The sequence below is a fragment of the Pseudomonas sp. BNK-7 genome, assembly GCF_048072025.1.
GTDB lineage: Bacteria > Pseudomonadota > Gammaproteobacteria > Pseudomonadales > Pseudomonadaceae > Aquipseudomonas > Aquipseudomonas danubii.
This window is the reverse complement of the sequence record NZ_CP182252.1, coordinates 3,839,284-3,865,377: the sequence shown is the minus strand read 5'-3', so window position 1 is coordinate 3,865,377 and position 26,094 is coordinate 3,839,284. Positions and strand designations below refer to the sequence as shown.

25 protein-coding genes are annotated in these 26,094 nt (G+C 64.5%); 18 read left to right on the top strand and 7 right to left on the bottom strand.

What is annotated here, in order from left to right:
* The first annotated feature begins 60 nt into the window (after positions 1 to 60).
* On the top strand, positions 61 to 660 hold the full coding sequence (locus tag ACMGF8_RS18045) for a LemA family protein (RefSeq protein ID WP_207815238.1): 600 nt from the start codon (positions 61 to 63) through the stop codon (positions 658 to 660).
* 27 nt (positions 661 to 687) lie between these two features.
* Positions 688 to 1,698 (top strand): M48 family metallopeptidase, encoded by a 1,011-nt coding sequence (locus ACMGF8_RS18040; RefSeq protein WP_207815240.1) that lies wholly within the window; start codon positions 688 to 690, stop codon positions 1,696 to 1,698.
* 5 nt (positions 1,699 to 1,703) lie between these two features.
* On the opposite strand, the gene ACMGF8_RS18035 is transcribed toward ACMGF8_RS18040, so the two are convergent.
* From ACMGF8_RS18035 to ACMGF8_RS18020, 4 genes are all read right to left on the bottom strand, one after another.
* Positions 1,704 to 2,957 (bottom strand): OprD family porin, encoded by a 1,254-nt coding sequence (locus tag ACMGF8_RS18035; protein ID WP_207815381.1) that lies wholly within the window; start codon positions 2,955 to 2,957, stop codon positions 1,704 to 1,706.
* A gap of 91 nt (positions 2,958 to 3,048) precedes the next feature.
* Positions 3,049 to 4,353 carry a CitMHS family transporter gene (locus tag ACMGF8_RS18030; protein WP_102864381.1) on the bottom strand — a complete coding sequence of 435 codons (1,305 nt, stop codon included), beginning with the start codon at positions 4,351 to 4,353 and terminating at the stop codon, positions 3,049 to 3,051.
* 139 nt (positions 4,354 to 4,492) lie between these two features.
* A complete protein-coding gene (dctA, locus tag ACMGF8_RS18025) occupies positions 4,493 to 5,818 on the bottom strand; it encodes a C4-dicarboxylate transporter DctA (RefSeq protein ID WP_416756911.1) in 1,326 nt (441 codons plus the stop codon).
* A gap of 43 nt (positions 5,819 to 5,861) precedes the next feature.
* Positions 5,862 to 6,944, bottom strand: a complete 1,083-nt coding sequence (locus ACMGF8_RS18020) for a 4-oxalomesaconate tautomerase (protein ID WP_115582227.1) — start codon at positions 6,942 to 6,944, stop codon at positions 5,862 to 5,864.
* Positions 6,945 to 7,114: 170 nt separating this feature from the next.
* Between ACMGF8_RS18020 and ACMGF8_RS18015 the strand changes: the two genes are divergently transcribed.
* The 5 genes from ACMGF8_RS18015 to ACMGF8_RS17995 all read left to right on the top strand — a co-directional run bounded on the left by ACMGF8_RS18015 (position 7,115) and on the right by ACMGF8_RS17995 (position 12,385).
* Complete coding sequence (locus ACMGF8_RS18015; protein ID WP_102864378.1) at positions 7,115 to 8,005, top strand: LysR family transcriptional regulator; 891 nt, start codon at positions 7,115 to 7,117, stop codon at positions 8,003 to 8,005.
* A gap of 190 nt (positions 8,006 to 8,195) precedes the next feature.
* Complete coding sequence (locus ACMGF8_RS18010) at positions 8,196 to 10,019, top strand: monovalent cation:proton antiporter-2 (CPA2) family protein (protein ID WP_416756910.1); 1,824 nt, start codon at positions 8,196 to 8,198, stop codon at positions 10,017 to 10,019.
* Between the two features lie 202 nt (positions 10,020 to 10,221).
* The gene (locus ACMGF8_RS18005; protein WP_102864376.1) at positions 10,222 to 11,328 is read left to right on the top strand and encodes a DNA alkylation repair protein; all 1,107 of its coding nucleotides are present in this window, start codon (positions 10,222 to 10,224) and stop codon (positions 11,326 to 11,328) included.
* 17 nt (positions 11,329 to 11,345) lie between these two features.
* Complete coding sequence (locus tag ACMGF8_RS18000) at positions 11,346 to 12,263, top strand: DUF6602 domain-containing protein (RefSeq protein WP_416756909.1); 918 nt, start codon at positions 11,346 to 11,348, stop codon at positions 12,261 to 12,263.
* The gene (locus ACMGF8_RS17995) at positions 12,260 to 12,385 is read left to right on the top strand and encodes a hypothetical protein (RefSeq protein ID WP_416756908.1); all 126 of its coding nucleotides are present in this window, start codon (positions 12,260 to 12,262) and stop codon (positions 12,383 to 12,385) included. Before ACMGF8_RS18000 ends, ACMGF8_RS17995 begins: the two co-directional genes overlap by 4 nt.
* A 141-nt stretch (positions 12,386 to 12,526) precedes the next feature.
* On the opposite strand, the gene ACMGF8_RS17990 is transcribed toward ACMGF8_RS17995, so the two are convergent.
* Positions 12,527 to 13,078: a cytochrome b gene (locus ACMGF8_RS17990; RefSeq protein WP_102864374.1), complete on the bottom strand. Its 552-nt coding sequence runs from the start codon at positions 13,076 to 13,078 to the stop codon at positions 12,527 to 12,529.
* Positions 13,079 to 13,291: 213 nt separating this feature from the next.
* Between ACMGF8_RS17990 and ACMGF8_RS17985 the strand changes: the two genes are divergently transcribed.
* From ACMGF8_RS17985 to ACMGF8_RS17955, 7 genes are read left to right on the top strand one after another with little or no spacing between them, the layout of a single operon-like run.
* The gene (locus ACMGF8_RS17985; RefSeq protein WP_207815242.1) at positions 13,292 to 13,969 is read left to right on the top strand and encodes a thermostable hemolysin; all 678 of its coding nucleotides are present in this window, start codon (positions 13,292 to 13,294) and stop codon (positions 13,967 to 13,969) included.
* On the top strand, positions 13,959 to 15,440 hold the full coding sequence (locus ACMGF8_RS17980) for an AMP-binding protein (protein WP_416756907.1): 1,482 nt from the start codon (positions 13,959 to 13,961) through the stop codon (positions 15,438 to 15,440). The genes ACMGF8_RS17985 and ACMGF8_RS17980 overlap by 11 nt, the downstream gene beginning before the upstream one ends.
* Positions 15,437 to 16,111, top strand: a complete 675-nt coding sequence (locus ACMGF8_RS17975) for a TenA family transcriptional regulator (RefSeq protein WP_102864371.1) — start codon at positions 15,437 to 15,439, stop codon at positions 16,109 to 16,111. The genes ACMGF8_RS17980 and ACMGF8_RS17975 overlap by 4 nt, the downstream gene beginning before the upstream one ends.
* Positions 16,098 to 16,907 (top strand): SDR family oxidoreductase, encoded by an 810-nt coding sequence (locus tag ACMGF8_RS17970; protein ID WP_102864370.1) that lies wholly within the window; start codon positions 16,098 to 16,100, stop codon positions 16,905 to 16,907. Before ACMGF8_RS17975 ends, ACMGF8_RS17970 begins: the two co-directional genes overlap by 14 nt.
* The gene (locus ACMGF8_RS17965) at positions 16,904 to 17,548 is read left to right on the top strand and encodes a tetratricopeptide repeat protein (RefSeq protein ID WP_115582224.1); all 645 of its coding nucleotides are present in this window, start codon (positions 16,904 to 16,906) and stop codon (positions 17,546 to 17,548) included. The genes ACMGF8_RS17970 and ACMGF8_RS17965 overlap by 4 nt, the downstream gene beginning before the upstream one ends.
* A 22-nt stretch (positions 17,549 to 17,570) precedes the next feature.
* Positions 17,571 to 18,233, top strand: a complete 663-nt coding sequence (locus ACMGF8_RS17960) for a response regulator (protein ID WP_102864368.1) — start codon at positions 17,571 to 17,573, stop codon at positions 18,231 to 18,233.
* On the top strand, positions 18,230 to 19,642 hold the full coding sequence (locus ACMGF8_RS17955) for an ATP-binding protein (protein ID WP_207167592.1): 1,413 nt from the start codon (positions 18,230 to 18,232) through the stop codon (positions 19,640 to 19,642). Before ACMGF8_RS17960 ends, ACMGF8_RS17955 begins: the two co-directional genes overlap by 4 nt.
* Before the next feature lie 28 nt (positions 19,643 to 19,670).
* On the opposite strand, the gene ACMGF8_RS17950 is transcribed toward ACMGF8_RS17955, so the two are convergent.
* Positions 19,671 to 20,045 (bottom strand): hypothetical protein, encoded by a 375-nt coding sequence (locus ACMGF8_RS17950; protein WP_115582222.1) that lies wholly within the window; start codon positions 20,043 to 20,045, stop codon positions 19,671 to 19,673.
* A 303-nt stretch (positions 20,046 to 20,348) separates the two neighbouring features.
* Here ACMGF8_RS17950 and ACMGF8_RS17945 point away from each other — a divergent pair, with 303 nt between their 5' ends.
* The 3 genes from ACMGF8_RS17945 to ACMGF8_RS17935 all read left to right on the top strand — a co-directional run bounded on the left by ACMGF8_RS17945 (position 20,349) and on the right by ACMGF8_RS17935 (position 23,149).
* The gene (locus ACMGF8_RS17945) at positions 20,349 to 20,759 is read left to right on the top strand and encodes a hypothetical protein (RefSeq protein ID WP_231979028.1); all 411 of its coding nucleotides are present in this window, start codon (positions 20,349 to 20,351) and stop codon (positions 20,757 to 20,759) included.
* A gap of 118 nt (positions 20,760 to 20,877) precedes the next feature.
* Entirely contained in the window at positions 20,878 to 21,813 is a 936-nt protein-coding gene (locus tag ACMGF8_RS17940) for a phytanoyl-CoA dioxygenase family protein (protein WP_250330433.1), read from the top strand.
* 118 nt (positions 21,814 to 21,931) lie between these two features.
* On the top strand, positions 21,932 to 23,149 hold the full coding sequence (locus tag ACMGF8_RS17935; RefSeq protein WP_416756906.1) for a hypothetical protein: 1,218 nt from the start codon (positions 21,932 to 21,934) through the stop codon (positions 23,147 to 23,149).
* Between the two features lie 183 nt (positions 23,150 to 23,332).
* On the opposite strand, the gene ACMGF8_RS17930 is transcribed toward ACMGF8_RS17935, so the two are convergent.
* Positions 23,333 to 24,220 (bottom strand): LysR family transcriptional regulator, encoded by an 888-nt coding sequence (locus tag ACMGF8_RS17930; protein WP_416756905.1) that lies wholly within the window; start codon positions 24,218 to 24,220, stop codon positions 23,333 to 23,335.
* A gap of 133 nt (positions 24,221 to 24,353) precedes the next feature.
* Here ACMGF8_RS17930 and ACMGF8_RS17925 point away from each other — a divergent pair, with 133 nt between their 5' ends.
* Positions 24,354 to 26,000 (top strand): GMC family oxidoreductase, encoded by a 1,647-nt coding sequence (locus ACMGF8_RS17925; protein WP_416756904.1) that lies wholly within the window; start codon positions 24,354 to 24,356, stop codon positions 25,998 to 26,000.
* The last annotated feature ends 94 nt before the right edge of the window (positions 26,001 to 26,094 follow it).

The following is a 26,094-nucleotide window of genomic DNA, read 5'->3' as shown; positions in this document are numbered from 1 at the left end:
GGCCCGGGACGTTTCCGTTACCATGGCCGCCCCCACGCCTCACCCCGATAAGGACATCCCATGGCCACCGCCGATATCGTCGCCCTGGTGCTGCTCGCCGTTCTGGCGCTGTACCTGGTCAGTCTCTACAACCGTCTGACGACCCGGCGCAATCGCCTGCGCAATGCCTTCGCCCAGATCGAAGTGCAGCTCAAGCGCCGCTACGACCTGATCCCCAACCTGCTGGAAACCGTCAAGGGCTACCTGCAGCACGAGCGCCAGACCCTGACCACCCTGGCCGAGGCCCGCAACAGCGCCCGGGACAGCCTGCAAGCGGCCGCCGCGCAACCCGGCGACAGCGCGCGCATTGCCCGCCTGGGCCAGGACCAGGGTGCCCTGGACCAGGTCCTCGACCGCCTGCACCTGAGCCTGGAGGCCTACCCGGAACTCAAGGCCTCGCAGAACATGGCGCAGCTCAGCGAAGAACTGACCAGCACCGAGAACAAGGTCGCCTACGCGCGCCAGGCCTTCAACGACGCCGTGACCGACTACAACCTGTGCAAGCAGCAAGTGCCGGCGCTGTTTTTCGCCGGGCTGTTCGGCCATCGCGCCGATGCCGCGCTGCTGCAATTCGCCGACAGCGCGCAGATCCAGGACGCCAGCAAAGTGTCGTTCCAATAACCCCGCCGCCTGCCCCCGGAAACTTGCATGAAGTTCTTTCAACACCAGGCCCGTGCCCGGCGCCACACCCTCAAACTGCTGCTGTTGATGACCCTGGCGGTGACCACCCTGGTCAGCCTCAGCAGCCTGGGGCTGGGCCTGTTATGGCGCGAGCTGAGCCAGGAGTACGGCCAGCCCAAGGTGCTGAACTGGGCCGTGGTCGCGGTCATAGCACTGCTCATGCTGCTGGTGGTGGTGCTGGGCAGTTGGTACAAGACCTGGCGCCTGCGGGCCGGCGGCAAGGTGATCGCCGAGCACCTGGGCGGACGCCTGATCAACGACTCGCCGCGGGGCAGCGAAGAACAGCGCCTGCTCAATATCGTCGAGGAAATGGCCCTGGCCTCCGGCGCCACCCTGCCGGCGGTGTATGTACTGCCGGAAGACGCGATCAATGCCTTCGCCGCCGGGCTGACCCCGGAGCAGGCGGTGCTCGGAATCACTCGCGGTGCCCTCGTCCATCTGGACCGCGACGAATTGCAGGGCTTGGTCGCCCATGAGTTCAGCCACATTTACAACGGTGACATGCGCCTCAACACCCGGCTGCTGGCGGTGATCCACGGTCTGCTGGTGTTCAGCCTGGCGGGCATCGCGGTGCTGCGCCAGGCTGAAAAGCAGCACCTGGGCAGCGACCGCAACCGTTTCTTCTGGCAGATCGTGTTTGCCGTGCTGGGCCTGGCCCTGCTCATCTTCGGCTCCCTGGGCAGCCTGCTGGGCAACCTGATCAAGGCCGCCATCTGCCGTCAGCGCGAGTTTCTCGCCGATGCCTCGGCGGTGCAGTTCACCCGCAACCCCCAGGGCATTGCCGGGGCCCTGAAAAAGATCGGCGGCAGCAGCGCCGGCTCACGCCTGCGAGCCTTCGCCGCCGCCCAGTACAGCCACCTGTATTTCCACCAGGGGGTGAAACTGCGCCTGGAACGCCTGTTCGCCACCCACCCGCCGCTGGCCGCACGCATCCAGCGCCTGGACCCGCAGTGGGATGGGCGCTTCACGCCGCTGTAGACGCGCTACCAGAGGGCGATGTCGTAAGTGATGTAGAGGCGGTTGCTGTCGCGTCCCCGGGAGTAGTCGGAGCGATACACGTAATTGCGCAGCTTCACCCCCAGCCCCTTGAGCGAGCCTTGCTGGAGTACATACGCCAGTTCGGCGTCTCGCTCCCACTCGTCGACCCGGGTCCCGGACTTGCCGTCGTTGCCGCTCAGGTAGCGCGAGCTGAAGGTCAGGCCGGGGACACCCAGGCTGGCGAAGTTGTAGCCATAGCTGAGCATCCAGGTCTTCTCGCCCTCTTCGATGAACTTGCCGATGCCGGCGTTACTGAAGGAGTAGACCGTGGCGCCACTGATATACGGCAAGCCGGCATCGCCACTCAGGCGCTGATAGCCGCCGCCCAGGGAATGCCCGGCAATCGCGTAGGTCAACTGGCCGCTGAACATGCGGTTGGCGATCTTGCCGTCAAAGGCCGCGCCTGAATCGGCGCTGCGGAAGTAGCGCAGATCGCTGGTCAAGGTCCCCTGCCACAGCGCCAGGTCATGTTGCAGGCCGACAAAGTCCTGCCGATAGAAGTTCTCGAGCTCGCCATGGAAATAGCTCAGGCGCAGGGTCTTGCTCCATTTGTATTCGCCCCCGCCGTAGCGGAAGTCCCCGGACTGGCCGCCGCTGTAGCCGTCGGGCACCAGCCCCACGCTGTCGGTGGAATCCCGCAGTTTGAAGCGCTGCAGATAACCGCCGGTCAAGCTCAGGCCGTCAATATCGGTGCTGGTGAGCTGGGTGCCCTGATAGGTCTGCGGCAACAGACGGGCATCGTTGTAGACCAGCACCGGGGTCTTGGGCAGCAAGGTGCCGTACTTGAGGGTGGTCTTGGCCAGCCGCACCTTGGCCGTGGCGCCGGCACTGGCAAATTCGCTTGCGGCGCGACCGTCGTCGTGCACCGGCAGCAGCCCCGTGCCACTGCGGCCCTTGCCGGAATCGAGCCGGACCCCCAGCAGCCCCAGGGCATCGACCCCGAACCCCAGGGCGCCCGGGGTGAATCCGGACTGATAGTCCAGCAGGAAGCCTTGAGCCCATTCGGTGCGCTCGCTCTTGGCCGTGCGCGCAGCCTTGGCGCTGAGGCCGTGTTCGTCGCGGAAGTTCTCGTTGAAATAGACGTTGCGCAGTTGCAGCTTGAGGCTGCTGTCGTCGATGAAGTCAGCGGCCTGGAGCCCGGCCACGGGTGGCAGGCTCAAGCAGGAAAATACCGTTGCGCGAATCAGCAAATGGCTCATGTCGTACTTCTCGTTGTTGTTATTCAAGGCGCAGCTCGCCAAGCGCCCCGCCAGCAGGCGCGCCCGGCTACAAAAGAGGGTTTCGAGGCAATCAGACGAACAGGGTCAGGGCCCCGGTCAGCAAGGCCAGGGCGGTAATGACCAGGGAGGTCAGCACGGCCCACTTCACCGTGGCTTTCTGGAAGTCGCCGATGTCGCGATCCACCATGCCCACCAGCAGCAAGGTCGAGGCCACCAGCGGGCTCATCAGGTGCACCGGCTGGCCGAGGATCGAGGCCCGGGCGATTTCCAGGGGAGAAATGCCATAGGCCGCCGCCGCGTTGGCCAGGATCGGCACCACGCCGAAGTAGTAGGCGTCGTTGGACAGCACGAAGGTCAACGGCATGCTGGTCAGCGCCACCACCAGCGGGAACAGGTGACCCCAGGAGGGCGGAATCCAGTCCACCAGGGTCTGAGCCAGGGCATCGACCATCTTGGTGCCGGAGAAAATGCCGGCGAAGATCCCAGCGGCGAATACCAGCAGCACCACAGTCATGGCGTTGCCTGAATGGGCAAGAATGCGCTCCTTCTGAATATCCAACTGCGGGTAGTTGATCATCAAGGCCAGGACAAAACCGATCAGGAACAGCACCGCCGAGTGCATCAGGCCCAGCACCAGCGCGGTCATCACCGCCACCACCAGCAGCAGGTTGACGTAGGCCAGCTTGGGCCGCTTGTGCGGCGTGTCTTCGAGAATCGCCTGGATGTAGCAGTCGCCACCGCCGCTTTGCAGCTGGGTGTTGCCGATGCGCTTGCGCTCGGCCCGGCCCAGCAGGTAGGCGGTGAACACCACCCAGGCGGCGCCACCGATCATGGTCGGCAACAGCGGCACGAAGTACTCGCCGGCATCCAGGCCCAGGGCGGCGATGGCGCGCGTGGCCGGCCCGCCCCAGGGGGTCATGCCGCTCATGATGCTCAAGGACAGCATGGAGATGGTGGCGAGGATCATCGGGTTCATGCCGATGCGCTTGTACAGCGGCAGCATGGCCGCGCAGGTGATCATGTAGGTGGTGGTGCCGTCACCGTCCAGGGCCACCACCAGCGACAGCAGCGCGGTGCCGATGGCGATCTTGGTCGGATCGCCATTGACCCGCTTGAGAATCTTGCGGATCAGCGGGTCGAACAGCCCCGAATCGATCATCAAGCCGAAGAACAGAATGGCGAACAGCAACAGCGCCGCCGACGGCGCGACCATTTTCAGGCCGTCGAGCATCATCTTGCCGGTGGTGCCGGCAAACCCGCCGAGCACCGCGAAGACGATGGGCACCAGCGTCAACGCCACGATGGGCGACAGGCGCTTGGTCATGATCAGGAAGGTGAAGACCACCACCATGGCGAGGCCGAGTAAAGCGAGCATAAGTCGATTCTCTTGTTTTTATGATGAGCGTGGCCGACGCGCGGGCGCACGGCCACCCGAGCACCGGACGCCCCGATCAAGGGCGCCCGGCACAGGTGTTGAGTCGGTACTTGGGGTGAAGCGGTGCGGCCTGGGAGGTCTAGCCGAGCTTGTTCGCCAGCGCGCTCGCCGGGGTGTCGTCGGCAGCAGCGGCCTGGGCCGCAAGAGGCTGGCCATCGAGCGTGCGCAACAGCACCTGGCGGTCGCAGGCCTGCTCCGAAATGGCGATCACCACGGTTGCCACGGCGTTGCTGGCCAGGCTGGTCAAGGCCCGGCCCTCGGACATGAAGCGATCGATGCCGATCAGCAACGCCAGGCCGGCCAGAGGGATGTCATGAATCACCGTCAGGGTCGAGGCCAGGGCCACGAAACCGCTGCCGGTCACTCCGGCAGCGCCCTTGGACGACAGCAGCATGATCGCCAGCATGGTGACGATCTGGCCGGCGCTCAGCTCGATGTTGCACGCCTGGGCAATGAAGATCGCCGCCAGGGACAGGTAGATCGCCGTACCGTCGAGATTGAACGAATAGCCGGTAGGCAGCACCAGCCCCACCACGCTCTTGCGGCAGCCCAGGGCCTGGAGTTTTTCCAGCATGCGCGGCATCACCGGCTCCGTGGACGAGGTGCCAAGCACCACCAGGAACTCTTCGCGCAGGTAGCGCAGCAGCTTCCACAGGCTGAAGCCGTTGGCCCGGCAAATGCCCCCCAGGACCACGCAGACAAAGAAGCCGCAGGCGACATACAGGGTCATGATCAGTTTGGCCAGGGCGCCCAGGGAGGTGATGCCGTACTGGCCCACGGTAAAGGCCAGGGCCCCGAAGGCGCCGACGGGGGCAAAACGCATCAGGTAGGAAAAAATCTTGAACACCATCTGCGAGGCCGACTCCAGCACCTCCAGCACCGGCTTGCCGCGCTCGCCCAGGGACGACAGGGCAAACCCGCACAGCACCGCGATAAACAGCACCGGCAGCACCTCGCCCTTGTTGAAGGCGCCGATGAAGGTCTCGGGGATGATGTGCATGAAGAATTCCACCACCCCCAGCTTGGCCGCCGACTCGGTGTACTGGGACAGGCCCTGGGTGTTCAGCCGGGTGGGGTCGATGTTCATCCCCGCGCCGGGCTGGAACAGGTAGACCGCCGCCAGGCCGATGCACAGGCTGATCAGCGTCAGGCCCAGGAACAGCAGCATGGTCTTGCTCAGCAGCCGACCCAGGGAACGCTTGTCGCTCATGCCGGCGATGCCGGTGACGATGGTGCAGAACACCACGGGAGCGATCATCATTTTGATCAGCTTGATGAAGGCGTCGCCCAGCGGCTTCAAGGCAATGGCTTGCTGGGCCCAGAAGTGCCCCACCAGTACCCCGAGGCACACCGCGCAGAGGATCTGGAAGTAGAGCGATTTAACAACTTTCATGGCATCACCCATTTTTAGAATTGTTCTGATGCAACCAGGATCGACAGCGCGTCGACTAACCGGCTAAACGTTGTGCAGCAGGCGCGTAGACATACCCGGAAAACAATCGGCGAGCGGTGCGGACCACCGAGGCGCGGATGGTCTCGGGGCTGGTTCCGCTGTAGGACAATACGACATCTATCGCCCCGCTGGGGTGTTCGATTCGAACCTGATGCAGACGCGGTTCACTGATCCCGCCGAGCATCTCGGCCACCACGCTGCCGGCGGTGACACAGGCGGTAGCCAGGCCGATGGAGCCGGTGATGGCCAGGGCCCGATGGCAGTTGTGAGGCATGAAATAGCGCACCGCCAGGGTGCCCCCCGCCCGGGCCGGGGACACCAGCACCGGCTTGGGAATCACCTTGTCGCTGACATCCCCCAGGCCCATGGCCAGGCCGGCCTTCACCCGCAGGCTTTCCAGACGCTGGAGAAAGTCCGCATCGGCGTCCAGTTCGGCGGGGCTTTCATCGCCGCGCTTGCCCAGGCAGGCCGCCTGCACCAGCACCATGGGCATGGCCATGTCGATGCAGGTCACGGCAATGCCGTCGATCAGGTCCTGGGGCTGGCCGGTGGGGAACAACTGGCCGGTCTTGCTCCCGGCGGCATCGAGAAAGGTCAGGGCCACCGGCGCCGCGCTGCCCGGCACGCCGTCAATGGTGGTGTCGCCTTCGTAGCTGACCTTGCCATCGGGGGTCTGGACCTGGGCATGGACCAGGGTGCCGGTGTTGAGGTTGCGAATCCGCACCTGGGTCTGAGCACCCGTGGCCTTGACCAGCCCCTGCTCGATGGCGAAAGGCCCGACAGCGCACAGCATGTTGCCGCAGTTGGGTGCGGTATCGACCCGCCGCTGGGACACCATGACCTGGACGAACAGGTAGTCGACATCGGCGTCCGGGTGCAGCGAAGGACTGACGATCGCCACCTTGCTGGTCTGCGGGCTGCCACCGCCGATGCCGTCGATTTCCAGCTCATGGCCGGAGCCCATCAGGTTGAGCAACAGCTCATCACGCTCGGACACGGCCACCGGCAGATCCCAGGCCAGAAAAAACGGCCCTTTGGAGGTGCCGCCGCGCATCAACACACAAGGAATTCGTTGCATGAACACTGACTCTTGTTGATCAATCGAGGTAATTGATGTTCTGGGCACAAGAGTGTCAGGGATTAAAATGTGTTTCCAATGCAAAGATCAGAGAGATTATTGCGTTTCGCGCATGAGTTAAATATCGTGTCCGCCAGCGCCCCACCCGACTCCCGCCTTGAGTAGCCCGCATGGAATATGAGCTTCAGGACATCAGATCTTTCGTGAAAATCGCCGAACTGGGGAGTTTTCACGAAGCGGCCGACGCCTTGCACCTGTCCCAACCGGCCCTGAGCCGACGCATGAAAAAGCTCGAAGAGGGACTGGGCACCGCCCTCCTCGACCGCACTACGCGCAAGGTCAGCCTGACCAGCGTCGGTCGCGATTTTTTGCCCAAGGCCCGACGCCTGCTGGACGACTTCGACGACTCGATCCTCAACATCCGTGAGCTGGCGGAACGGCAGATCGGTCAGGTGACCCTGGCCTGCATCCCCACGGCGGCCTTCTACTTCCTGCCGTCGGTGATCCGCCTGTACAACCAGCGCTACCCGAAAATCCGCATCCGTCTGCTCGACCTCAGTGCCAACGAGGGCCTTGAAGCGGTGCTGCGCGGCGAAGCGGACTTCGGCATCAACATGATGAGCGGCCAGCACCCGGACATCGAGTTCGTGCCACTGGTCAACGAGCCCTTTGTCCTGGCCTGCCGGCGCGACCACGAACTGGCCGAGCGCAGCTCGGTGACCTGGTCGGAACTGAGCGACTATCGCTTGATCGGCGTCGGCCGCCTGAGCGGCAACCGCATGCTGCTGGACCACGCCCTGTCCGGCTTGAGCTGGCGGCCCCAGTGGTTCTACGAGGTGCAGCACCTGTCCACGTCGCTGGGCATGGTGGAGGCCGGCCTCGGGGTGTCGGCGATGCCGAGCCTGGCCATGCCGGCCGCCGATCACCCGACCCTGGTCAGCGTTCCGCTGACCGACCCCGTGGTCAATCGCACCCTGGGCCTGGTGTATCGACGCGGCGCATCGCTTTCGCCAGCGGCGGAAAAATTCGTGGCGATCCTGCTGGAGCAGTGGCCGCACTGACCGGCGCGCCCCTCCAGCTTCTCCCCCCTCCAGCTTGCCCCCTACTCCGACGTGCCTTGCAGGGCGCACCGCCAGTCTCAGAACATCCACGCCGTTTTTATCCGGGCGCAGACTGGCAACAGCCATCCGCTGTTTGTCACCGGCGAGCCTTTATCATCCACTGCGCCCCGTTCTCCCTGGAGTCCCCCCGATGCCCCATGAAGGCAACCTGCTACAAGCCGCCGTCGTGTTCCTCTGCGCCGCCGTGCTCATCGTGCCCCTGGCCAAGCGCCTGCAACTGGGGGCCGTGCTCGGCTACCTGCTGGCCGGGGTGCTGATCGGCCCCTCGGTGCTGGGGCTGGTGGGCAATCCGCAGAGCGTCAGTCACATCTCCGAGCTGGGGGTGGTGCTGTTGCTGTTCATCATCGGCCTGGAGCTGTCGCCCAAGCGCTTGTGGGTGATGCGCAAGGCGGTGTTCGGCGCTGGCCTGGCCCAGGTGTTGTTGACCGGCACAGTGATCGGCGTGGTGGCCCTGTTTCTGTTCGGCCAATCGCTGAACAGCGCCATCGTGCTGGGCCTGGGCCTGGCCCTGTCATCCACCGCCCTGGGCCTGCAAAGCCTGGCCGAACGCAAGGAGTTGAACAGTCCCCACGGGCGCATGGCCTTCGCCATCCTGCTGTTCCAGGACATCGCCGCCATTCCGCTGATCGCCATGGTCCCGGTGCTGGCCGGCAACGATCACCACACCAGCAGCGCCGAGGATCTGCGTCACGGCCTGCAAGTGCTGGGCAGCATCGCCGTGGTGGTGGTGGGCGGGCGTTACCTGCTGCGCCCGGTGTTTCGCATCGTGGCCCGCACCCGCTTGCCGGAAGTGTCCACCGCCACCGCCCTGCTGGTGGTGATCGGCACCGCCTGGCTGATGGATCTGGTGGGCGTGTCCATGGCCCTGGGCGCCTTCCTTGCCGGCCTGCTGCTGGCGGACTCGGAATACCGCCATGAGCTGGAAGCGCAGATCGAACCCTTCAAGGGCCTGCTGCTGGGGCTGTTCTTCATCAGCGTCGGCATGGGCGCCAATATCAGCCTGCTGCTCAGCGCGCCCATCGCGGTGCTGGGCCTGACCCTGCTGCTGATCGGCCTCAAGCTGCCGCTGCTGTTTGTGGTCGGGCGGCTGGCCGGCGAGCTCAATCGCGAGAGCGCGGTGCGCCTTGGCGTGGTGCTGGCGGCCGGCGGTGAATTCGCCTTCGTGGTGTTCAAGATCGGTCGCGACCAGGGCCTGTTCGAGGCCCGCCTGCATGACCTGCTGGTGCTCACCATTACCCTGTCCATGGCCCTGACCCCGTTGCTGTTGCTGGCCTGCTCGCGCTGGCTCAAACCCAAGGCCAAACCCCTGGAAATGCCCGCCGAGTACCGTCAGATCGATGCCGACAACCCGCGGGTGGTGATCGCCGGCATGGGCCGCATGGGGCAGATCGTGGCGCGTATCCTGCGGGCGCAGAAAATCCCCTTCGTCGCCCTGGACACCTCGGTGGACACCATCGAACTGATCCGCAGTTTTGGCGGCATGCCGGTGTTCTACGGCGACCCCATGCGCCCGGAAATCCTCAGCGCGGCCAAGGTCGGTACCGCGGAGTACTTCGTCATCGCCACCGACGATCCGGAAACCAACATCAAGACCGCCGAACAAGTGCGCAAGCTCTACCCGCACCTGAAGATCATCGCCCGGGCGCGCAACCGCCAGCACGTGCACCGGCTGATGGACCTGGAGGCCCAGGCCGTGCGGGAAACCTACTACTCCAGCCTGGAAATGAGCCGCCGCACCCTGGTGGGCCTGGGGCTCAGCCAGGCCCAGGCCGACTCGCGAATCCAGCGCTTCACCCAGCACGACGAACAACTGCTGGCGGCCCAGCACGCGGTCTACGACGACGCTGCCAAAGTGCTGCAGAGCGCCCAGGAAGCCCGGGCCGAACTGGCCCGACTGTTCGCCGCCGACGAGCAGGACGAGCAGATCGAGAGCCCGCTGCCGCCGATGCGCTGACGGCGCTTCAGACCACACCGCGTGGGAGCCAGCTTGCTGGCGAACAGGCCACTGAACCTTGCCTCACCCCCAGGGACTGCTTGGCTGGCCAACCAGCGACTGGGGACGGCAGGTTGTGGTGGTGGCCAGCGACTACCGACAGATTCTGTCAGGAGCGGTTGTGTAAAGTGGACGCCGCCTCGCCACTGAACGGATAGACCCCATGAGCTCAAGCCAGCAGAACGCTCCCGCCCTCAAGGAGATCTTCAACCAGGAACGCCTGGAACACATCGCCGAACAGATGCACGCGGTGTATCCAGACTTCCAGCGCCAGGCCTTCTTGCAGCTGGCCAGCCAGGATCTGCCCCAGTTGTCGCTGATGCAGCGCCTGGCCCGGGTCAGCGACAGCCTGCATCAGGTGCTGGACCTGGACTACGCCACCAGCCTCGAGCTGTTGCGCCAACTGGCGCCGCGCCTGAACAGCCGCTTCGTGTGCATCTTCCTGCCCCATTACGTGGCCAGTTTCGGCCTGGACGATTTCGAGCGCTCCATGCAAGCCCTGAAGTACTTCACCGGGTTTGGTTCATCCGAGTTCGCCGTGCGCCACTTTCTGCGCCAGGACTGCCAGCGCACGCTGGCCGTCCTGCAGGAGTGGGCCACCGACAGCGATGAACACGTGCGTCGCCTGGCCAGCGAGGGCAGCCGCCCGCGCCTGCCCTGGTCGTTTCGCCTGGAACAGCTGCAAGCCGACCCGCAGCTGGCGGCGCCGATCCTCGAACGCCTGCGCAACGACCCCAGCCTGTACGTGCGCAAATCCGTGGCCAATCACCTCAACGACATCACCAAGGAGCACCCGCAGTGGGTCCTGGAACGCCTTGAAGGCTGGCCCCTGGAGCAACCCCACAGTGCCTGGATCGCCCGTCATGCCTTGCGCAGCCTGATCAAGCAGGGCGACCGCCGGGCCCTGGCGATCATCGGGGCCGGGGCCCGGCCCGAGGTCGAGGTCAGCCGCTTCCAGGTGGCTCCCGGGCAATTGCGCCTGGGGGACAGCCTCAACCTGTCCCTGACCCTGGTCTCCACCAGCCCCCGCCACCAGCGCCTGGTGGTGGATTACGCCATCGACTACGTCAAGGCTTCAGGCGCCACGGCGCGCAAGGTGTTCAAGCTCAAGACCTTCACCCTGCAAGGCCTGGCCCGGGTGGACCTGGGCCGCAGCCAGCAGATCCGCGAACTGACCACCCGCCGTCACTATCCCGGACGCCATGGCGTGCAGTTGCTGGTCAACGGCGAACCCCTGGCCACCAGCCATTTCGACTTGCTCATCCCCTGACATTCAAGGAAGACCGCGTGGCAATCATCAGCAAATGGGCGAAATCCATCGCCCGGGTCCTGGAAAGCAGTTTCAGCGTCAGCAGCACCATTGCCAGCCACTCCGGGGTCCTTGGCGACGCCCGGGAGAGTTTCATCCGTGACGTCCTCAAGCGTTTTCTACCGAGCAACATCAGCATCGGTGCCGGACAGATCATCGACGCCCAAGGCGGCATCTCCAAGCAGATCGACCTGATCATCTACCGCAACGATTTCCCCACGCTGCGCACCTTCGGCTCGGCCGACGTGTACCTGATCGAAGGGGTGATCGCCACCGTGGAGGTCAAGTCCCAGCTCAACGAAAAGAGCCTGTTCGAGGCCCTGGAGAACGGCAAGTCGGTGCGCAACCTCAAGCCCTCGGTGCTGCGCCATTCCCTCGACGAGTACAGCGCGCGCATCTATGACCGCGACTATCAGAACCTGACGGTCTCGCAGATGAATTCGGTCATGGGCCTGGTGCTGCCGCCGGCGTATGTGTACGGCTATCGAGGCTATCCCGGCGCCAGCCTGGAGCAACTGCGCAACAGTCTGAACACCTGGCACAACCTCCCCGACCGTGCCGGTGAACTGGACGTGACCCTGATGCCCGAGGTCATCGCCACCCAGGGCTGTGTGACCCTGAAGAACCTCAACAACCACCTGGCCCTGCCCCGGCCCGGCGCTGCCGACCTCGAAGCCTGTCGCCAGAGCTACAACACGGCCATGTCCAGCAGCATGAGCAAGCAGGAATTCTTTGCCTGCTTCCGCGAAAGCAACGCTGAGAGCTTCGACTACGGCATCGCCATCAAGGCCTACGAAACGCCGCTGCAGTACCTGATTTCCAGCTTGCTGGAGGCGGTGACCTCACGCATCGGCTACCAGCAACTGGGGGGACGGCGATCCAGTACAACCTGTTGAAATACCACCTGAGTGAAGAGATGGAGGGCGGCTGGTCCGGCGCCGCGATCAACCTGACCCGGGTACGTGATCCCAAGCTGGATCTGGCGGGCAAGTTCGGCCTGTGGAAGGCCAGGACCTGAAGCCATCGACAGCCCCCACGGACCGTCCCCCCGTAGGAGCCGGCTTGCCGGCGAAAGCGATCCTGAGGCCGCCGTGGAGAATCGGCAGACCGCGGCGCGGCGGTTCGCTGGCCAGCCGGCGTCTGCCGGCCACGCCGTATGTCAGCGCCGGGCACCCGGCAGCATGCGCTTGAGGGTGTTGTCGCCGACCCAGTAGTGGTGGAACAGCCCAGCCACGGCATGCAGGCCGATCAGCCAGTAGCCGGCGCTACCCAGTTGCTCGTGCCAGTGCTTGAAGAATCGCGCCTGATCAGGGTCCACCGTCACTGGCGCGGCCGGCAGGAAAAACTCGAAGTAAGGCACGGGCTTGCCCGCCGCCGAGAGCATCAGCCAGGCCAGCAGCGGCGTGGCAATCATCAGCGCATAAAGGACCAGGTGCATCAGGTGCGACAGCCCGGTCTGCCAGGCTGAGGGCGCCGGCAAGATCGGCGGTCGCGGTTGCAGGCGGGCCACCAGGCGAATCCACACCAGGGCGAAGATGCTGATCCCGAACAGGCTGTGCAGCCCGAGAAACAGCCCCCGGGCCGCACTGCCCCGTGGCATCAGGCCCTTGAGTTCAATGCAGGCGTAGACACCGACGAACAGCGCCAGCATCAGCCAGTGCATCAGGATCGACAGTCGCGCGTAACGCGATGGTACGGATTGAGCAGTCATACACAGTCCTCACGGTGGTTCGGGACGCCCGAGTCATTCAGGTCGTCGCAGGACCCGCGCAACGCCTTCTTCGGTCGCTCGGGTGCGCCACCTTGTGTTGCCAGCCTTAAGGCAACCTGAAGAGCGCAAAAAATGTCTTTTGGCCATCTTCAGACTTCGTTAAGAAAGCCTGCCGATACTCCTCCCCAACATGCCTCGGGAGGCTCTGCATCCATGCCTGGTTTTGACTGGAACATCCATCTGCCCCTCAACTTCGGCCGGGACTGCGCCACGGCCCTGACCCTGGCCCGCAGCCTGCCGGGGGAGGTTCAGCGCCCCGTCTTCGAAACCTACGTCAGCCAGCGATTCCAGCAGGTCCACGGCGCCACCATCCGTCAGTTCATGCCCGAGCTGTTCGGTTTGAGTGATCCCCAGGGCGCGCTGTGCGCCGTCGCCGGGGTGCGCCTGGCCAGCAGCGGCCCGCTGTTTCTGGAACGTTATCTGGATGCACCGATCGAGGAGTTGATCGACTTCGCCGCCCAGCGCCCGACGGCGCGTCAGGGCGTGGTGGAAGTGGGCAACCTGGCGGCCAGCGACACCGGCAGCGCACGCCTGTCCATCATCGCCATCACCTGGCTGCTGGCCATGGGTGGCCTGGAGTGGGTGGCGTTCACCGGCAACATCGGCCTGGTCAACAGCTTTCATCGCCTGGGCCTGCGCCCCTTGACCCTGTGCGCGGCCGACCCCGAGCGCCTGGGTGAAGAGCGGCATCACTGGGGCAGTTACTACCAAAGCCAACCATCGGTACACGTGGGCAGCATCCGCGCAGGCTTCATCCATTTGCGCAACATGGGGATGTTCAACCGCCTGGGCTTGCCGGAGTCATTCGAGGAGAGCACCCATGTCGCCTGAAGTGCAGCGCTTCAAGGAAGCACTACGCAAGCACGCCGAAGAAAAGACCACCCACATTGCACTCTGGGGCGATCGCCTGCGCCTGGACTACGCCACCCTGTATGCCGAGGTGATCGACCGCCAGCAACGGCTGCGCGAGGCACAGGTCAACGTGCTGGCCCTGGCCCTGGACAACAGCCCGGAACTGCTGCTCTGGGACCTGGCGGCCCTGTTCGAGGGCCTGACCTGCCTGACCCTGCCGCCCTTCTTCAGCGCTGCCCAGCGCCAGCACTGCCTGGAACAGAGCCGCGCCGAGCTGCTGCTGGCCGAAGACGGCCAGGAGGCGCCACTGCAAGCCGCCGGCTATGAGCGCCAGGGCGAATTCTGGCGCCGACGCTTCGATGGACCCTCGATCCTGCCGCCAGGCACCGCGAAACTGACCTTCACCTCCGGCACCACCGGCACCCCCAAAGGCGTGTGCCTGGGCGCCGACAGCCTGCTGCAGGTGGCCCGGGAACTGGAACAGGCCAGTCACTCCAGCAACCCGCGCCATCACCTGGCGCTGCTGCCCCTGGGGATTCTCCTGGAAAACCTGGGCTGCTACGCCGCGCTCTATGCCGGTGCCACCCTCAGCCTGCCAAGCCAGAAAACCCTGGGCATCCAGGGCGCCAGCGGGGTCGACGCGCCCACCTTGCTCGGCTGCCTGGCCCAGCGCCAGCCCGAAAGCCTGATCCTGGTGCCGCAGTTGTTGCTGTTGTTGGTGGGGGCCGCCGAACAGCGCCTGTTCAATCCCGCCAACCTGCGCTTTGCCGCCGTGGGCGGGGCCAAGGTCTCGCTGGAGCTGCTGCAACGCGCCCAGCGCCTGGGCCTGCCGGTGTACGAGGGCTATGGGCTGTCGGAATGCGCCTCGGTGGTGTGCCTCAACCGTCCCGGCGCACACCGCCCGGGCAGCGTCGGCCAGCCCTTGCCCCATGTCCGAGTGCACCTGGCAGCCGACGGCGAGGTGCTGATCGAGGGCTCGCTGCTACTGGGCTACCTGGGTGAACCCGAGCGGGTCGAGCGCTGGTGGCACAGCGGCGATATCGGTGAGTTCGACAGCGATGGCTACCTCTATCTCAAGGGCCGCAAGAAGCATCAGTTCGTCACCAGCTACGGGCGCAACGTCAACCCTGAATGGGTCGAAGCCGAACTGACCCAGCGCAGCCATATTGCCCAGGCCTTCGTCTACGGCGAGGCCCTGCCCCGCAACCACGCCCTGCTCTGGCCCCATCGGCCGGACTGCAGCGACAGCCAACTGGCCGCTGCCGTGGTCCAGGCCAACGAGGCCTTGCCGGACTACGCCCAGGTCCACCACTGGACCCGCCTGCAGCAACCCTTCACCCCAGCCAACGGCTTGCTCACCGCCAACGGCCGGCCTCGCCGCGAGGCCATCGTTGAACGCTACCGCGACCTGCTCTGCCCTACTGTTCATTCCGAGGAATCATCGTCATGAGTTTTTTCGACCAACTGCAAGCCGCCACCTCCCGGGAACGGGAACAGCTGTTCAGCCTGCCGATCATTCGTGAAGCCCTGGCCGGCCAGGTCAGCCTTGAGGGCTACCGGGCATTCCTGACCCAGGCCTACTACCACGTGCGCCACACCGTGCCGCTGATGATGGCGTGCGGCGCACGCCTGCCGGAACGTCTGGAATGGCTGCGCGGCGCGGTGTGCGAGTACATCGAGGAGGAGTACGGCCATGAACAGTGGGTGCTCAACGACATCGTCGCCTGCGGCGGCGACCGTCTGGCGGTTCGCGATGGCCGCCCGTCCCTGGCCATCGAGTTGATGGTGAGCTTTCTCTATGACCTGATCGCCCGGGACAATCCGGTGGGACTGTTCGGCATGGTCAACGTGCTCGAAGGCACCAGCATCGCCCTGGCCACCCTGGCCGCCGGCAGCATCCAGGACAGTCTGCAACTGCCCCCGAGCGCCTTCAGTTACCTGGCCTCCCACGGTTCCCTGGACATCGAGCATATGCAGACTTACAAGCGCCTGATGGACCGTCTCGACGACCCTGCCGACCAGGCCGCAGTGATCCATGCCTCGAAGGTGGTCTACCACCTGTACAGCGAGATGTTCCGCGGTCTGCCACGTGTCGGGGAGCGCGCCCATGCGCCTGCCTGAAACCCGCGCCGTGCTCACCGGGGCCAGTGGCGGCATCGGCCTGGCCATCGCCGAGGCCCTGTGCGCCAGTGGCGCCCAGGTGCTGGCCGTGGCCCGGCACAAGGAACCCCTGGAGCCGCTGCTGGCGCGTTACCCGAATCAACTGTGCTGGGTCTCGGCAGACCTGACCTTCCTCAGCGACCGGCGCAAGGTGCTGCTGGCCGCCGAGGCCATCGGTAGCGTCAACCTGCTGATCAACGCCGCCGGAATCAATCACTTCGCCATGCTCGAACAGCTCGAAGACGCCGAGATCAACGCCATGCTGGCGGTCAACATCGGCGCACCGATGTGCCTGACTCGCCTGCTGCTACCGCTGTTGCAACAGGCTCCCAGCGCCATGGTGGTGAACGTCGGCTCCACCTATGGCTCCATCGGCTACCCCGGTTATGCCGCCTACTGCGCCAGCAAGTTCGCCTTGCGCGGCTTCTCCGAGGCCCTGCGCCGGGAACTGGCGGACACCCGGGTCAACGTGCTCTATGTGGCGCCGCGAGCCACCCGCACCAGCATGAACAGCCCCGCCGCCCAGGCCTTGAACGATGCCTTGAAAAGCAACGTCGACGATCCGCAGACCGTGGCCAGCGCGGTGGTCCACGCCATCGCCGGCGACCACCGCGAGTTGTACCTGGGCTGGCCGGAACGTTTTTTTGTCCGCCTCAACAGTCTGCTGCCCAACCTGGTGGACCGCGGCCTGCGTAAACACCTGCCGCTGATCCGGCGGCTGAGTATCCGATCCGAACGGGAGCACGAAAAACCATGAAGAACCTGATCAGCGCACTGTTGCTGGGCTGTTTGAGCCTGCCCGCCTGGGCCCTGGATACGGCGGACCAGCAACGTCTCGGCGTCATCCAGCAAGGCTGGGCGCACATTCAGTACCAGGTGCCGGCCGAGCAACGGGCCGCCGCCTTTGAACAGCTGGCCACGCAAACCCGGGCCTTTACCCAGGAGCGCCCGGCGGTCGCCGAAGCCTGGATCTGGTCGGGCATCGTCACCAGCAGTTGGGCCGGAGCCCAGGGCGGGCTGGGGGCCTTGAGCAAGGTCAAGGCAGCCAAGGCCGACCTGGAACGGGCGCTGAATCTGGACCCCAAGGCCCTGCAGGGTTCTGCCTACACCAGCCTGGGTGCACTGTATGATCGCGTTCCTGGCTGGCCCATCGGTTTCGGCGACGCCGACAAGGCCGAGGAACTGCTCAAGCAAGCCTTGCAGCAAAACCCAGACGGCCTGGATAGTCTGTACTTCTGGGGTGACCACCTGTATCGCCAGGGCCGCTACGGCGAGGCCCGGGTCGCTTTGCTCAAGGCATTGCAAGCTGCTCCGCGCCCTGGGCGGGAAGTGGCCGACAAGGGCCGGCGCGAGGAGATCCAGGCGCTGCTGGCCGAGGTGGGCAAGAAAATCAAATGATCCGGACAGGACAGGAGTCGTTGTGCGCTTACTACTGATCGAGGACGACCAGCCCCTGGGCGAAGGTATCCACCAAGCCTTGACTCGCGAAGGCTACACCGTGGACTGGCTCAAGGACGGCAGCAGCGCGTTGCATGCGCTGCTCAGCGAAACCTTCGACCTGGCCCTGCTCGACCTCGGCCTGCCGCGCCTGGATGGACTGCAAGTGCTCAAGCGCCTGCGTGACAGCGGCTCGACCCTGCCGGTGCTGATTCTCACCGCCCGGGACGCCACCGAGGACCGTATCGCCGGCCTGGACGCCGGCGCCGATGACTACCTGATCAAGCCCTTCGACCTGGACGAACTCAAGGCCCGGCTGCGGGCCCTGCTGCGGCGCAGTGCCGGGCGCGCCCGGGTGCTGATCGAGCACGCCGGCATCAGCCTCGACCCTGGCACCCAACAGGTGCACTACCACGGCGAGCCGGTGGCCCTGACACCCAAGGAGTACCAGCTGCTCTACGAACTGCTCTCGCCGCCGGGCCGGGTGATGACCCGCGACCGCCTGGTGCAGTTGCTCTACGGCTGGAATGAAGAGGCCGAGAGCAACACCCTGGAAGTGCACATCCATCATCTGCGCAAGAAGTTTTCCGCCGACCTGATCCGCACCATTCGCGGGGTCGGTTATCTGGTGGAGGAGCGTCGATGAATTCGATCCGCCGACGCACCCTGACCCTGATCATCGGTCTGCTGTTCGCCGGCCTGCTGATTCTGACGACCTTCAACCTGCACGACAGCAACCACGAGATCGACGAGGTCTACGACGCCCAACTGGCGCAACATGCAAGGCTGCTGCTGGGCATCATGCGCATGCCCAACAGCAGCGCCGAGCAGGCCCAGCTGTATCACGCCTTCAACCTGGCACTGAGCCAGGCCATGCCCCAGGTCGACGGTCACCCCTACGAAAGCAAGATCGCCTTCCAGGTGTGGGACCGCAAAGGCAGCCTGCTGGTGCGCACCACCAGCGCCCCCGCCCTGGCGGTGCAGCCGCTGACGCCAGGGTTCGGCAATGAACAGGACGGCAACGACCATCAGTGGCGCACCTTTATCCTGGATGATCAGGATTCCGGGCTGCGGGTCTGGGTCGGCGAGCGAGTCGATGTGCGCAGTGACCTGGTCAACCGCATCATGCGCCACACCCTGTGGCCCAATGTGGTCGGCAGCCTGCTGCTGGTGCTGATGATCTGGCTGGCCATCGGCTGGGGCCTGCGCCCCCTGGCCAATATGGCCGCCCTGCTCCGGGCCCGGCCCAGCGGTTCCCTGGAACCCCTGCACCAGGAACCGCTGCCCAGGGAACTGGAACCCATGCAGGCTGCCCTCAACCGCATGCTGACGCAGATTCAGGAACTGCTGGGCCGCGAGCGGCGCTTCATTGCCGACGCCGCCCATGAGCTGCGCACGCCCCTGGCGGTGTTGCGCGTGCACGCGCAGAACCTGTTGCAAGCCGGCACCGAACAGGAACGCCGGGCCTCCCTGGAATCGCTGATCCTGGGCGTCGACCGCGCCGGACGCCTGGTCAACCAGTTGCTGACCATGGCCCGCCTGGAACCCAAGGCGCAGATGCCCAGCGAGCAGACCGTGGACCTGGCCCATACCGTGCGCGACAGCCTGGTGCAACTGACCCCGTGGCTGCTGAACAAGGGCCTGGAACTGTCCTTCGAGGTGGACGAGCGTCCCTATCCGGTTCGCGCTGAAGCGGCCTCCATCGACATTGCCCTGAATAACCTGATCAGCAACGCGGTGAACTTTTCACCGGCCAATGGCGTGATCAGCGTGCGCCTGACCCAGGTCGACGAACACTTCGAACTGAGCGTGGAAGACCAGGGCCCGGGCATCGATGAAGGGGAACGCGAGCGGCTGTTCGAGCGCTTCTACAGTCGCGGCAACGCCCACGGCGCCGGCCTTGGGCTGACCATCGTCAGCGTCATCGCCCGCCACCTGGGTGGCCGGATCAGCCTCGACAACCTGCCCCTGGGCGGCCTGCGCGCGACCTTGTCGATTCCCTGCCATCAACCGCTGCGGCTGGGCAGCGCCTGGACGGCGCGCCGCGAGCCATAGCCCATGGGCGGGCGCCGGGACTGAACGCTCAGTCCGACGTGGCCTTCGCGGACAGCGCGATCAAGTGCTCGCTGCAGCCGAAGCCGCCCACCGCATCGTCGTACCAGGACACTTCCACCACCGCAATGCAGCCGTCATAGGACTGCCCCACCAGCGTGCCGTCGGCCTTGAACACTCGCAGGTAGCCGCCAACGCTGTACCGCGAGCTGTCGCCATCACCGGGCATGGTCATGGTGGGAATCCAGGTGCGCCAGCTGAACAAGCGGTATTTCTGGTAGTAGAAGGCCTGGTCGGGACTGTAGTCGCGGCCCTGATACGGCGTGCCGTAGTAGAACGAACCGTAGGCCTGGTACGCCAGGAACACCGCCAGTGCGGAGCCCAGAATGAGTTTGATTTTTTGCATCGGGAGGGTCGTTCCTTTTACCCGTGGGGTCTTCAAGAGGGGGCCGGTCCAGCAGGCGCAGGCAGGCCTGGACAATCGCCTTGAGCAGGGTCGGGCATGGTCCTCGACGGCGGCGCTCAAAGCGCCGGCATTCTAGAGCAATAGCGGCGCAAAAGAGAGCTGGGATTCCTGCGCTGCAAGGGCTGCCTGGCGCATGGGATCGACGGCAGGCCGGCTCGTTGACAAGCGCCGTGGCAACGCCGACCATCTGCCGCCGTCAGCACTGGCGGATGCCTGGATCGAGGAGTGGCAAGGGTGAAAAGGATGAGCGTATTGCTGTTATCACTGGCCGCTGCCTGCAGCGCGGCCCAGGCCACCAGTGAAGTCGACGCTGCCCGCCAATCCCTGAAGAACTACGGCCTGGCCAACTGCCTGGCCGCGCGCTTCGAGGAACCCTCGGCCATGCGTCAGGACGTCGGCCACGCCGTCGGCATGTACGGCGTGCTGGGGATAGGCCTGTACAACGTGCTGCAGAACGAAGACACCCTGGAAACCCTGCACAACCCCTACACCGCCACCACCGACTACGTGGCACAAGCCTATGAGCAGGCCTCGGGGAGCAGCAAATACAGCCGCGACAAGGTGGTGCTGCATGCTTGCCTTGAGGTCTACAACTCCCGGGCCTTCGATGAGTTCATCCAGACCCAGGACCGCTACGTCCGGCCTGGCGGCTAAGGCGCCGCCTTCTCTGCCCGATGTCGCAAAGGCGCTGTTCGAGGTCGAATCCAGCCTGCCGACCCAACGCGTGCTGTCCATACTCAAGGGCCTTGTCCCCTGGTAATGGAATACCCCTGTGAACCTGCCACCGGTCCTGCCTGACACCGCCCCTGCCCTGGTCAACCCGCTGCGCCTGGACCCGGACGATCTGCGGCACTTCAAAGAGCGTGGCTTCATCAAACTGCGCAGTCTGTTGACGCCCGCGGCCATCCTGCAACTGCGCGAGCTGGCCAACAGCCAACTGCGCCCTGCCCCCTCGGGCACCTCGGCCCATGGCGACGGTTTCAGCCGCCTGACCCACCGAGTGACCCAGGTGGGCATCCTCGAACGCCTCTACTGGCAACCGGCCTTCGCCCAGGTGCTGACCTGCCTCACCGGCTGCCGCTTGATCATGAGCGAGGCCCAGAGCTTCGAGCTGGGGGTGGGACGCTCGGGCTTTGCCTGGCACTACGATTCGCTGAACTTTCGCTACATCCGCCCCCAGGACCCGGCCTTCAGTCTGTGGATGCCGTTGCAGCCGATACGCCCCCAACTGCAAGGTGGCGGCATGGCCTGGGTGCCCCTGTCGCTGTTCTCGGCCCAGGAGAACTTCCAGTTCTCGCGCCTGCTGGCAGGCAAACTGGCACGGGGCGAGTCGGTGGCCGAATTTTCCGCGCACCTGCGCCAGACCTACTGCACGCCCGGGGTGCTTACCGACGCCTTCGAGGAACAACGCATCGAAGAGGCCTTCGATCCCGGCGACGCCCTGCTGTTCAGCAAATACCTGTGGCACCGCTCCAGCCCCTTGCTGGCCGGCGACCTGGAACGGCGCCAGGCCGTGACCCTGCGCTTGCTGGACTGGCGGGCATGCCTTGACCCACTGATGCAGGAAGGTGAAACCCGCAGCGCCGGTGGCCTGGGCATGGGCCTGGACGGCGGCCCGCTGAACCCGGTGTCCTACGGTTCGCGCTTCGTCGACATCAAGCCCGGTGCACCGATCCGCAGTTCGGCCCATTGCGGGCCGATCCTCTGAACCTACAGCACCGGCTTGATAGAGTACCCACCAGCGGTTCGAAGACTTAATCGCAGCGTCAATAGTCCATCAACAATGGCTTCTCTTAACCGCTATTCCTTGTCGAGATGAAATATGATTGGCGCCAGCCGTCAGTCCGTTGATGCTGGACGGCTGCTCAAACCATTTTTATAAGGATATTGAAATGCTCATCAGTTCAGCATCGCCGCAAGAGCTCGTCGATTGGTTTCATACCCGACAAGAACAGCAAAGACTGCTCTGCGTGTTACTTGCCCCAAGCAGTACCGATCAGAAAAAACTCGCCAAGTTGATCGCCGATCTGGAACTGGCCGACGTGGTAATGGGGCGCAAAGTCGGCTTTATCCTGTTGGACCCAAAGGCCACCACTGCCTTGGCGATCGAACGGTCTGGAGGAGAGGTCGCAGCCTTTCCGGGCAATCTGCTGTCATCGACACAACACCCAGGTGACGACATAAGGGTTTTACGAGACGAGCAGGTTTTCCGAGAGATTGGCCCAAACTGGAAAGAGGTACAGAAAAGGGCTGCCAAGGACACGTCTAAGGCCACCGCCCGATTCGTGCCCGAGTTCGCGGATCTCTTCGAGATATCACCCGAGGACCTACCATGCCTCTGTATTCTGGTGAAAGGTCTTGATGAGTCTGCGGTAGTACCCTTGGGGAAGAATTGGAGTGCAGAGCAGTTGATCTCACTGTTAACGACGCTGCATGCCATCGCCAATCAGACACCAAACTTTCGCGAAGCCTTTCAAGACTTGAAAGCAAAAAACCCGGAGCAGTTCCTGCAACCGCTGAAAAACTCCGTCGCGAAAATCGAAGAGCATATTTCGACGCTCACCAATGTGCTGGAAACCATCCATTCGCGTTATGGCGGCAATGCAGACGACCACACGATTCTGGCAGGCTTGCGCGCTGACCGTTATCCCGGAACGGCACACCTTCAAAGGGCCTTCAGCCAATTGTCCTATAGCTCGGTTGCCGAGTTCCAAAGTGACTTGCAGGTAAAGAGAGCGGGCAAACTAATGTCGCAGATCGGCGAGATCAGGAACACGATTAGTAGAAATGATCAAGAACGCAGGCAGATAGCCTTGTCCATCGCTGACAAGGCTCAGGTCATAGTCGAAAGTCGCGCACAGATGTTCGATGCTCTGAGCCGACTCCAAGCCGGGGCCCCTCGTGTGGCCCGTACCAGCACACTAAATAGCCACGCCCTGCGCAACCTCAAGTCCGGCCTGGAATGGATCGAGCTGGGGGGCAATGCCCAGAAAAACATCACCAGCGCAGTGGGCTGGTGCACGAAACTCTTTGACTACTATTGAATCGTCGTTACTGACCGCCAAAAGCATAACCCTGGAGCCCAGATAATTTAAACCTAGGACGGGCTCCATCGACTCGAAATCAATCGCAGCCGAAGCACACAAACCTATACCCTTGCACCGCTAGCGCCATAGCCTCAGCCAGCCCACGGTGCATCTTCACCGATGCGCTTACTCCCGCCAGCTCTACGATCCCAGCAACACCTGCTGCTGCGCCGCGCACAGCTGCACCAGATAGTCCCAGACCACCCGCAACCGCACCGATTTGTGCAGCTCGCGGCGGGTGCTGATCCAGTAGGCGCGCTGGATGCTCTCGGCCGGTAACAGCGGCACCAGTTGCGGGTCGGCGGCGGCCATGTAGCACGGCAGCACGGCGATCCCCAGACCGGAGCGGGCCGCTTCCTGCTGGGCGATGACGCTGGTGCTGTGGAACACCACCTGGGGGTTGCGGCAGAAGCTGTTGAGGAACATCAGTTCCTGGCTGAACAAGAGGTCGTCGACATAACCGATCCAGGCGTGGCGCCCCAGGTCCTCGCGGCTGCGCAGGGGCGGCGCGCGGTCCAGGTAGGCCTGGCTGGCGTACAGGGCCAGGCGGTAGTCGGTGAGTTTGCGGGTCACCAGCATGTCGGCATTGGGGCGCTCCAGGTGAATGCTGATCTCCGCCTCGCGATTGAGAATGCTGACAAAGCGCGGCACCGCCACCAGTTCCACTTCCAACCCCGGATAACGTTCGAACAGGCCAAACATGCGGCTGGCCAGGAACTTCACCCCCAGGCCTTCGGTGACGCCGACGCGGATCTTGCCCAGGGGCGCACTGGACTGGGTGATTTCCTCCTGCACCAGCAGCGCGACGTTTTCCATGGCCTCGGCGTGCTTGAGCAGCGCCTCGCCGGCCGGGGTCAGCTCGTAGCCCTGGGCATGCTGGACGAACAGCGCGGTGCCCAGGGCCTTCTCCACCGCCTCGATATGCCGGGCCACCGTGGCGTGGGTGGTGTTCAGCCGCCGGGCCGCGGTGAGCAGGCGCCCGCTGCGTTGCAGCTCGAGGAAGTAGCGCAGATCGTTCCAGTCGAACATGGAAAATCCTGGTCGATGTCGAAGAGGGACGCTGTTAGAAAACGCACAGCAGGTGGGTAAAAACTAACATTCTTTTAACGAAAGCTAACAACTAGGATGAGGGCAAAACAAGAACGAAGAAACGAGGTCACGGATGCTCCCTGCCTTTGACGCCTACGACTACATCGTGGTCGGCGCCGGTCCTGCCGGCTGTCTGCTGGCCAATCGCTTGTCGGCCAATCCCCAGCACCGGGTGCTGCTGCTGGAAGCCGGTGGCCGCGACAACTACCCCTGGATTCACATTCCCGTGGGCTACCTGTTCTGCATCGGCAACCCGCGCACCGACTGGTGCTTCAAGACCGAAGCCGAACCGGGCCTGCAAGGTCGCAGCCTGAGCTACCCGCGGGGCAAGGTGCTGGGCGGCTGTTCCTCGATCAACGGCATGATCTACATGCGCGGCCAGGCCGCCGACTACGACGGCTGGGCCGCTGAAGGCAACCCGGGCTGGAGCTGGAACGAGGTCCTGCCGCTGTTCAAAAAAAGCGAAAACCACTTTGCCGGGGGCAGCGAGTTGCACGGCGCCGCCGGTGAATGGCGGGTCGAGCGCCAGCGCCTGTCATGGCCGATCCTCGATGCCTTCCGCACGGCTGCGCAGCAGAGCGGCATCCGCAACATCGACGACTTCAATGGCGGCGACAACGAAGGCTGCGGCTACTTCCAGGTCAACCAGAAGGCCGGGGTGCGCTGGAACGCCGCCAAGGCTTTTCTCAAGCCCATCGCCAACCGCCCCAACCTGGTGGTGCTGACCGATGTCGAGGTGCAGCGGCTGATACTCGAGGACGGCCGCGCCACCGCAGTACGGGCCATCAGCCAGGGCCGCCAGCAGGCGTTCAAGGCCCGCCGGGAGATCATTCTGTGCGCCGGTTCCGTCGGCTCGCCAAGTATTCTGCAGCGCTCCGGGATTGGTCCGAGCGCGCTGCTGCAGCGGCTGGGGATCGGGGTCAGCCATGACCTGCCAGGGGTCGGCGGCAACCTCCAGGATCACCTGCAGTTGCGCCTGATCTACAAGCTGGAAAACGCTCGCACCCTGAACCAGATCGCCGGCAGCCTGTGGGGCAAGATGGGCATGGGCTTGCGCTACCTGTATGACCGCAGCGGCCCGCTGTCCATGGCCCCGAGCCAATTGGGCGCCTTTGCCCGCTCGGGACCGGAGCAGACCCGGGCCAACCTCGAATACCACGTGCAGCCGCTGTCCCTGGAGCGCTTCGGCGAGCCCCTGCACAGCTTCCCGGCCTTCACCGCCTCGGTCTGCGACCTGCGTCCGCAAAGCCGCGGCCGGATAGAGATACGCTCCATGGAACCCGGGGATGCACCGCTGATCCAGCCCAATTACCTGAGCCATCCGGAGGATCTGCGCGTCGCCGCCGATGCCATCCGCCTGACCCGGCGCATCGTCGGCGCCCCGGCCCTGCAGCCGTTCAAACCCAGCGAATACCTGCCCGGGCCGCAACTGCAGAGTGAGGAACAACTGCATGAAGCGGCGGCGCGCATCGGCACCACCATCTTTCATCCGGTGGGCACCTGTCGCATGGGCAGCGACGCCCACGCCGTCGTCGACTCGCAACTGCGGGTGCATGGCATTCCCGGACTGCGGATTGCCGATGCCTCGATCATGCCGCGCATCACCTCCGGCAACACCTGCTCGCCGACCCTGATGATCGCCGAGAAAGCCGCCGAACTGATTCTCGCCACCGCCCCCAGGAGTACCGTCCAGCACAAGCAACCCGCCACCCCGGCATGACCGTAGGAACAGATGCACCTGATGTAGGAGCCGGCCTGCCGGCGAAGGCGTCCACAAGGCCGGAACCCGGCTCAAGGGCCTCTTCGCTGGCAAG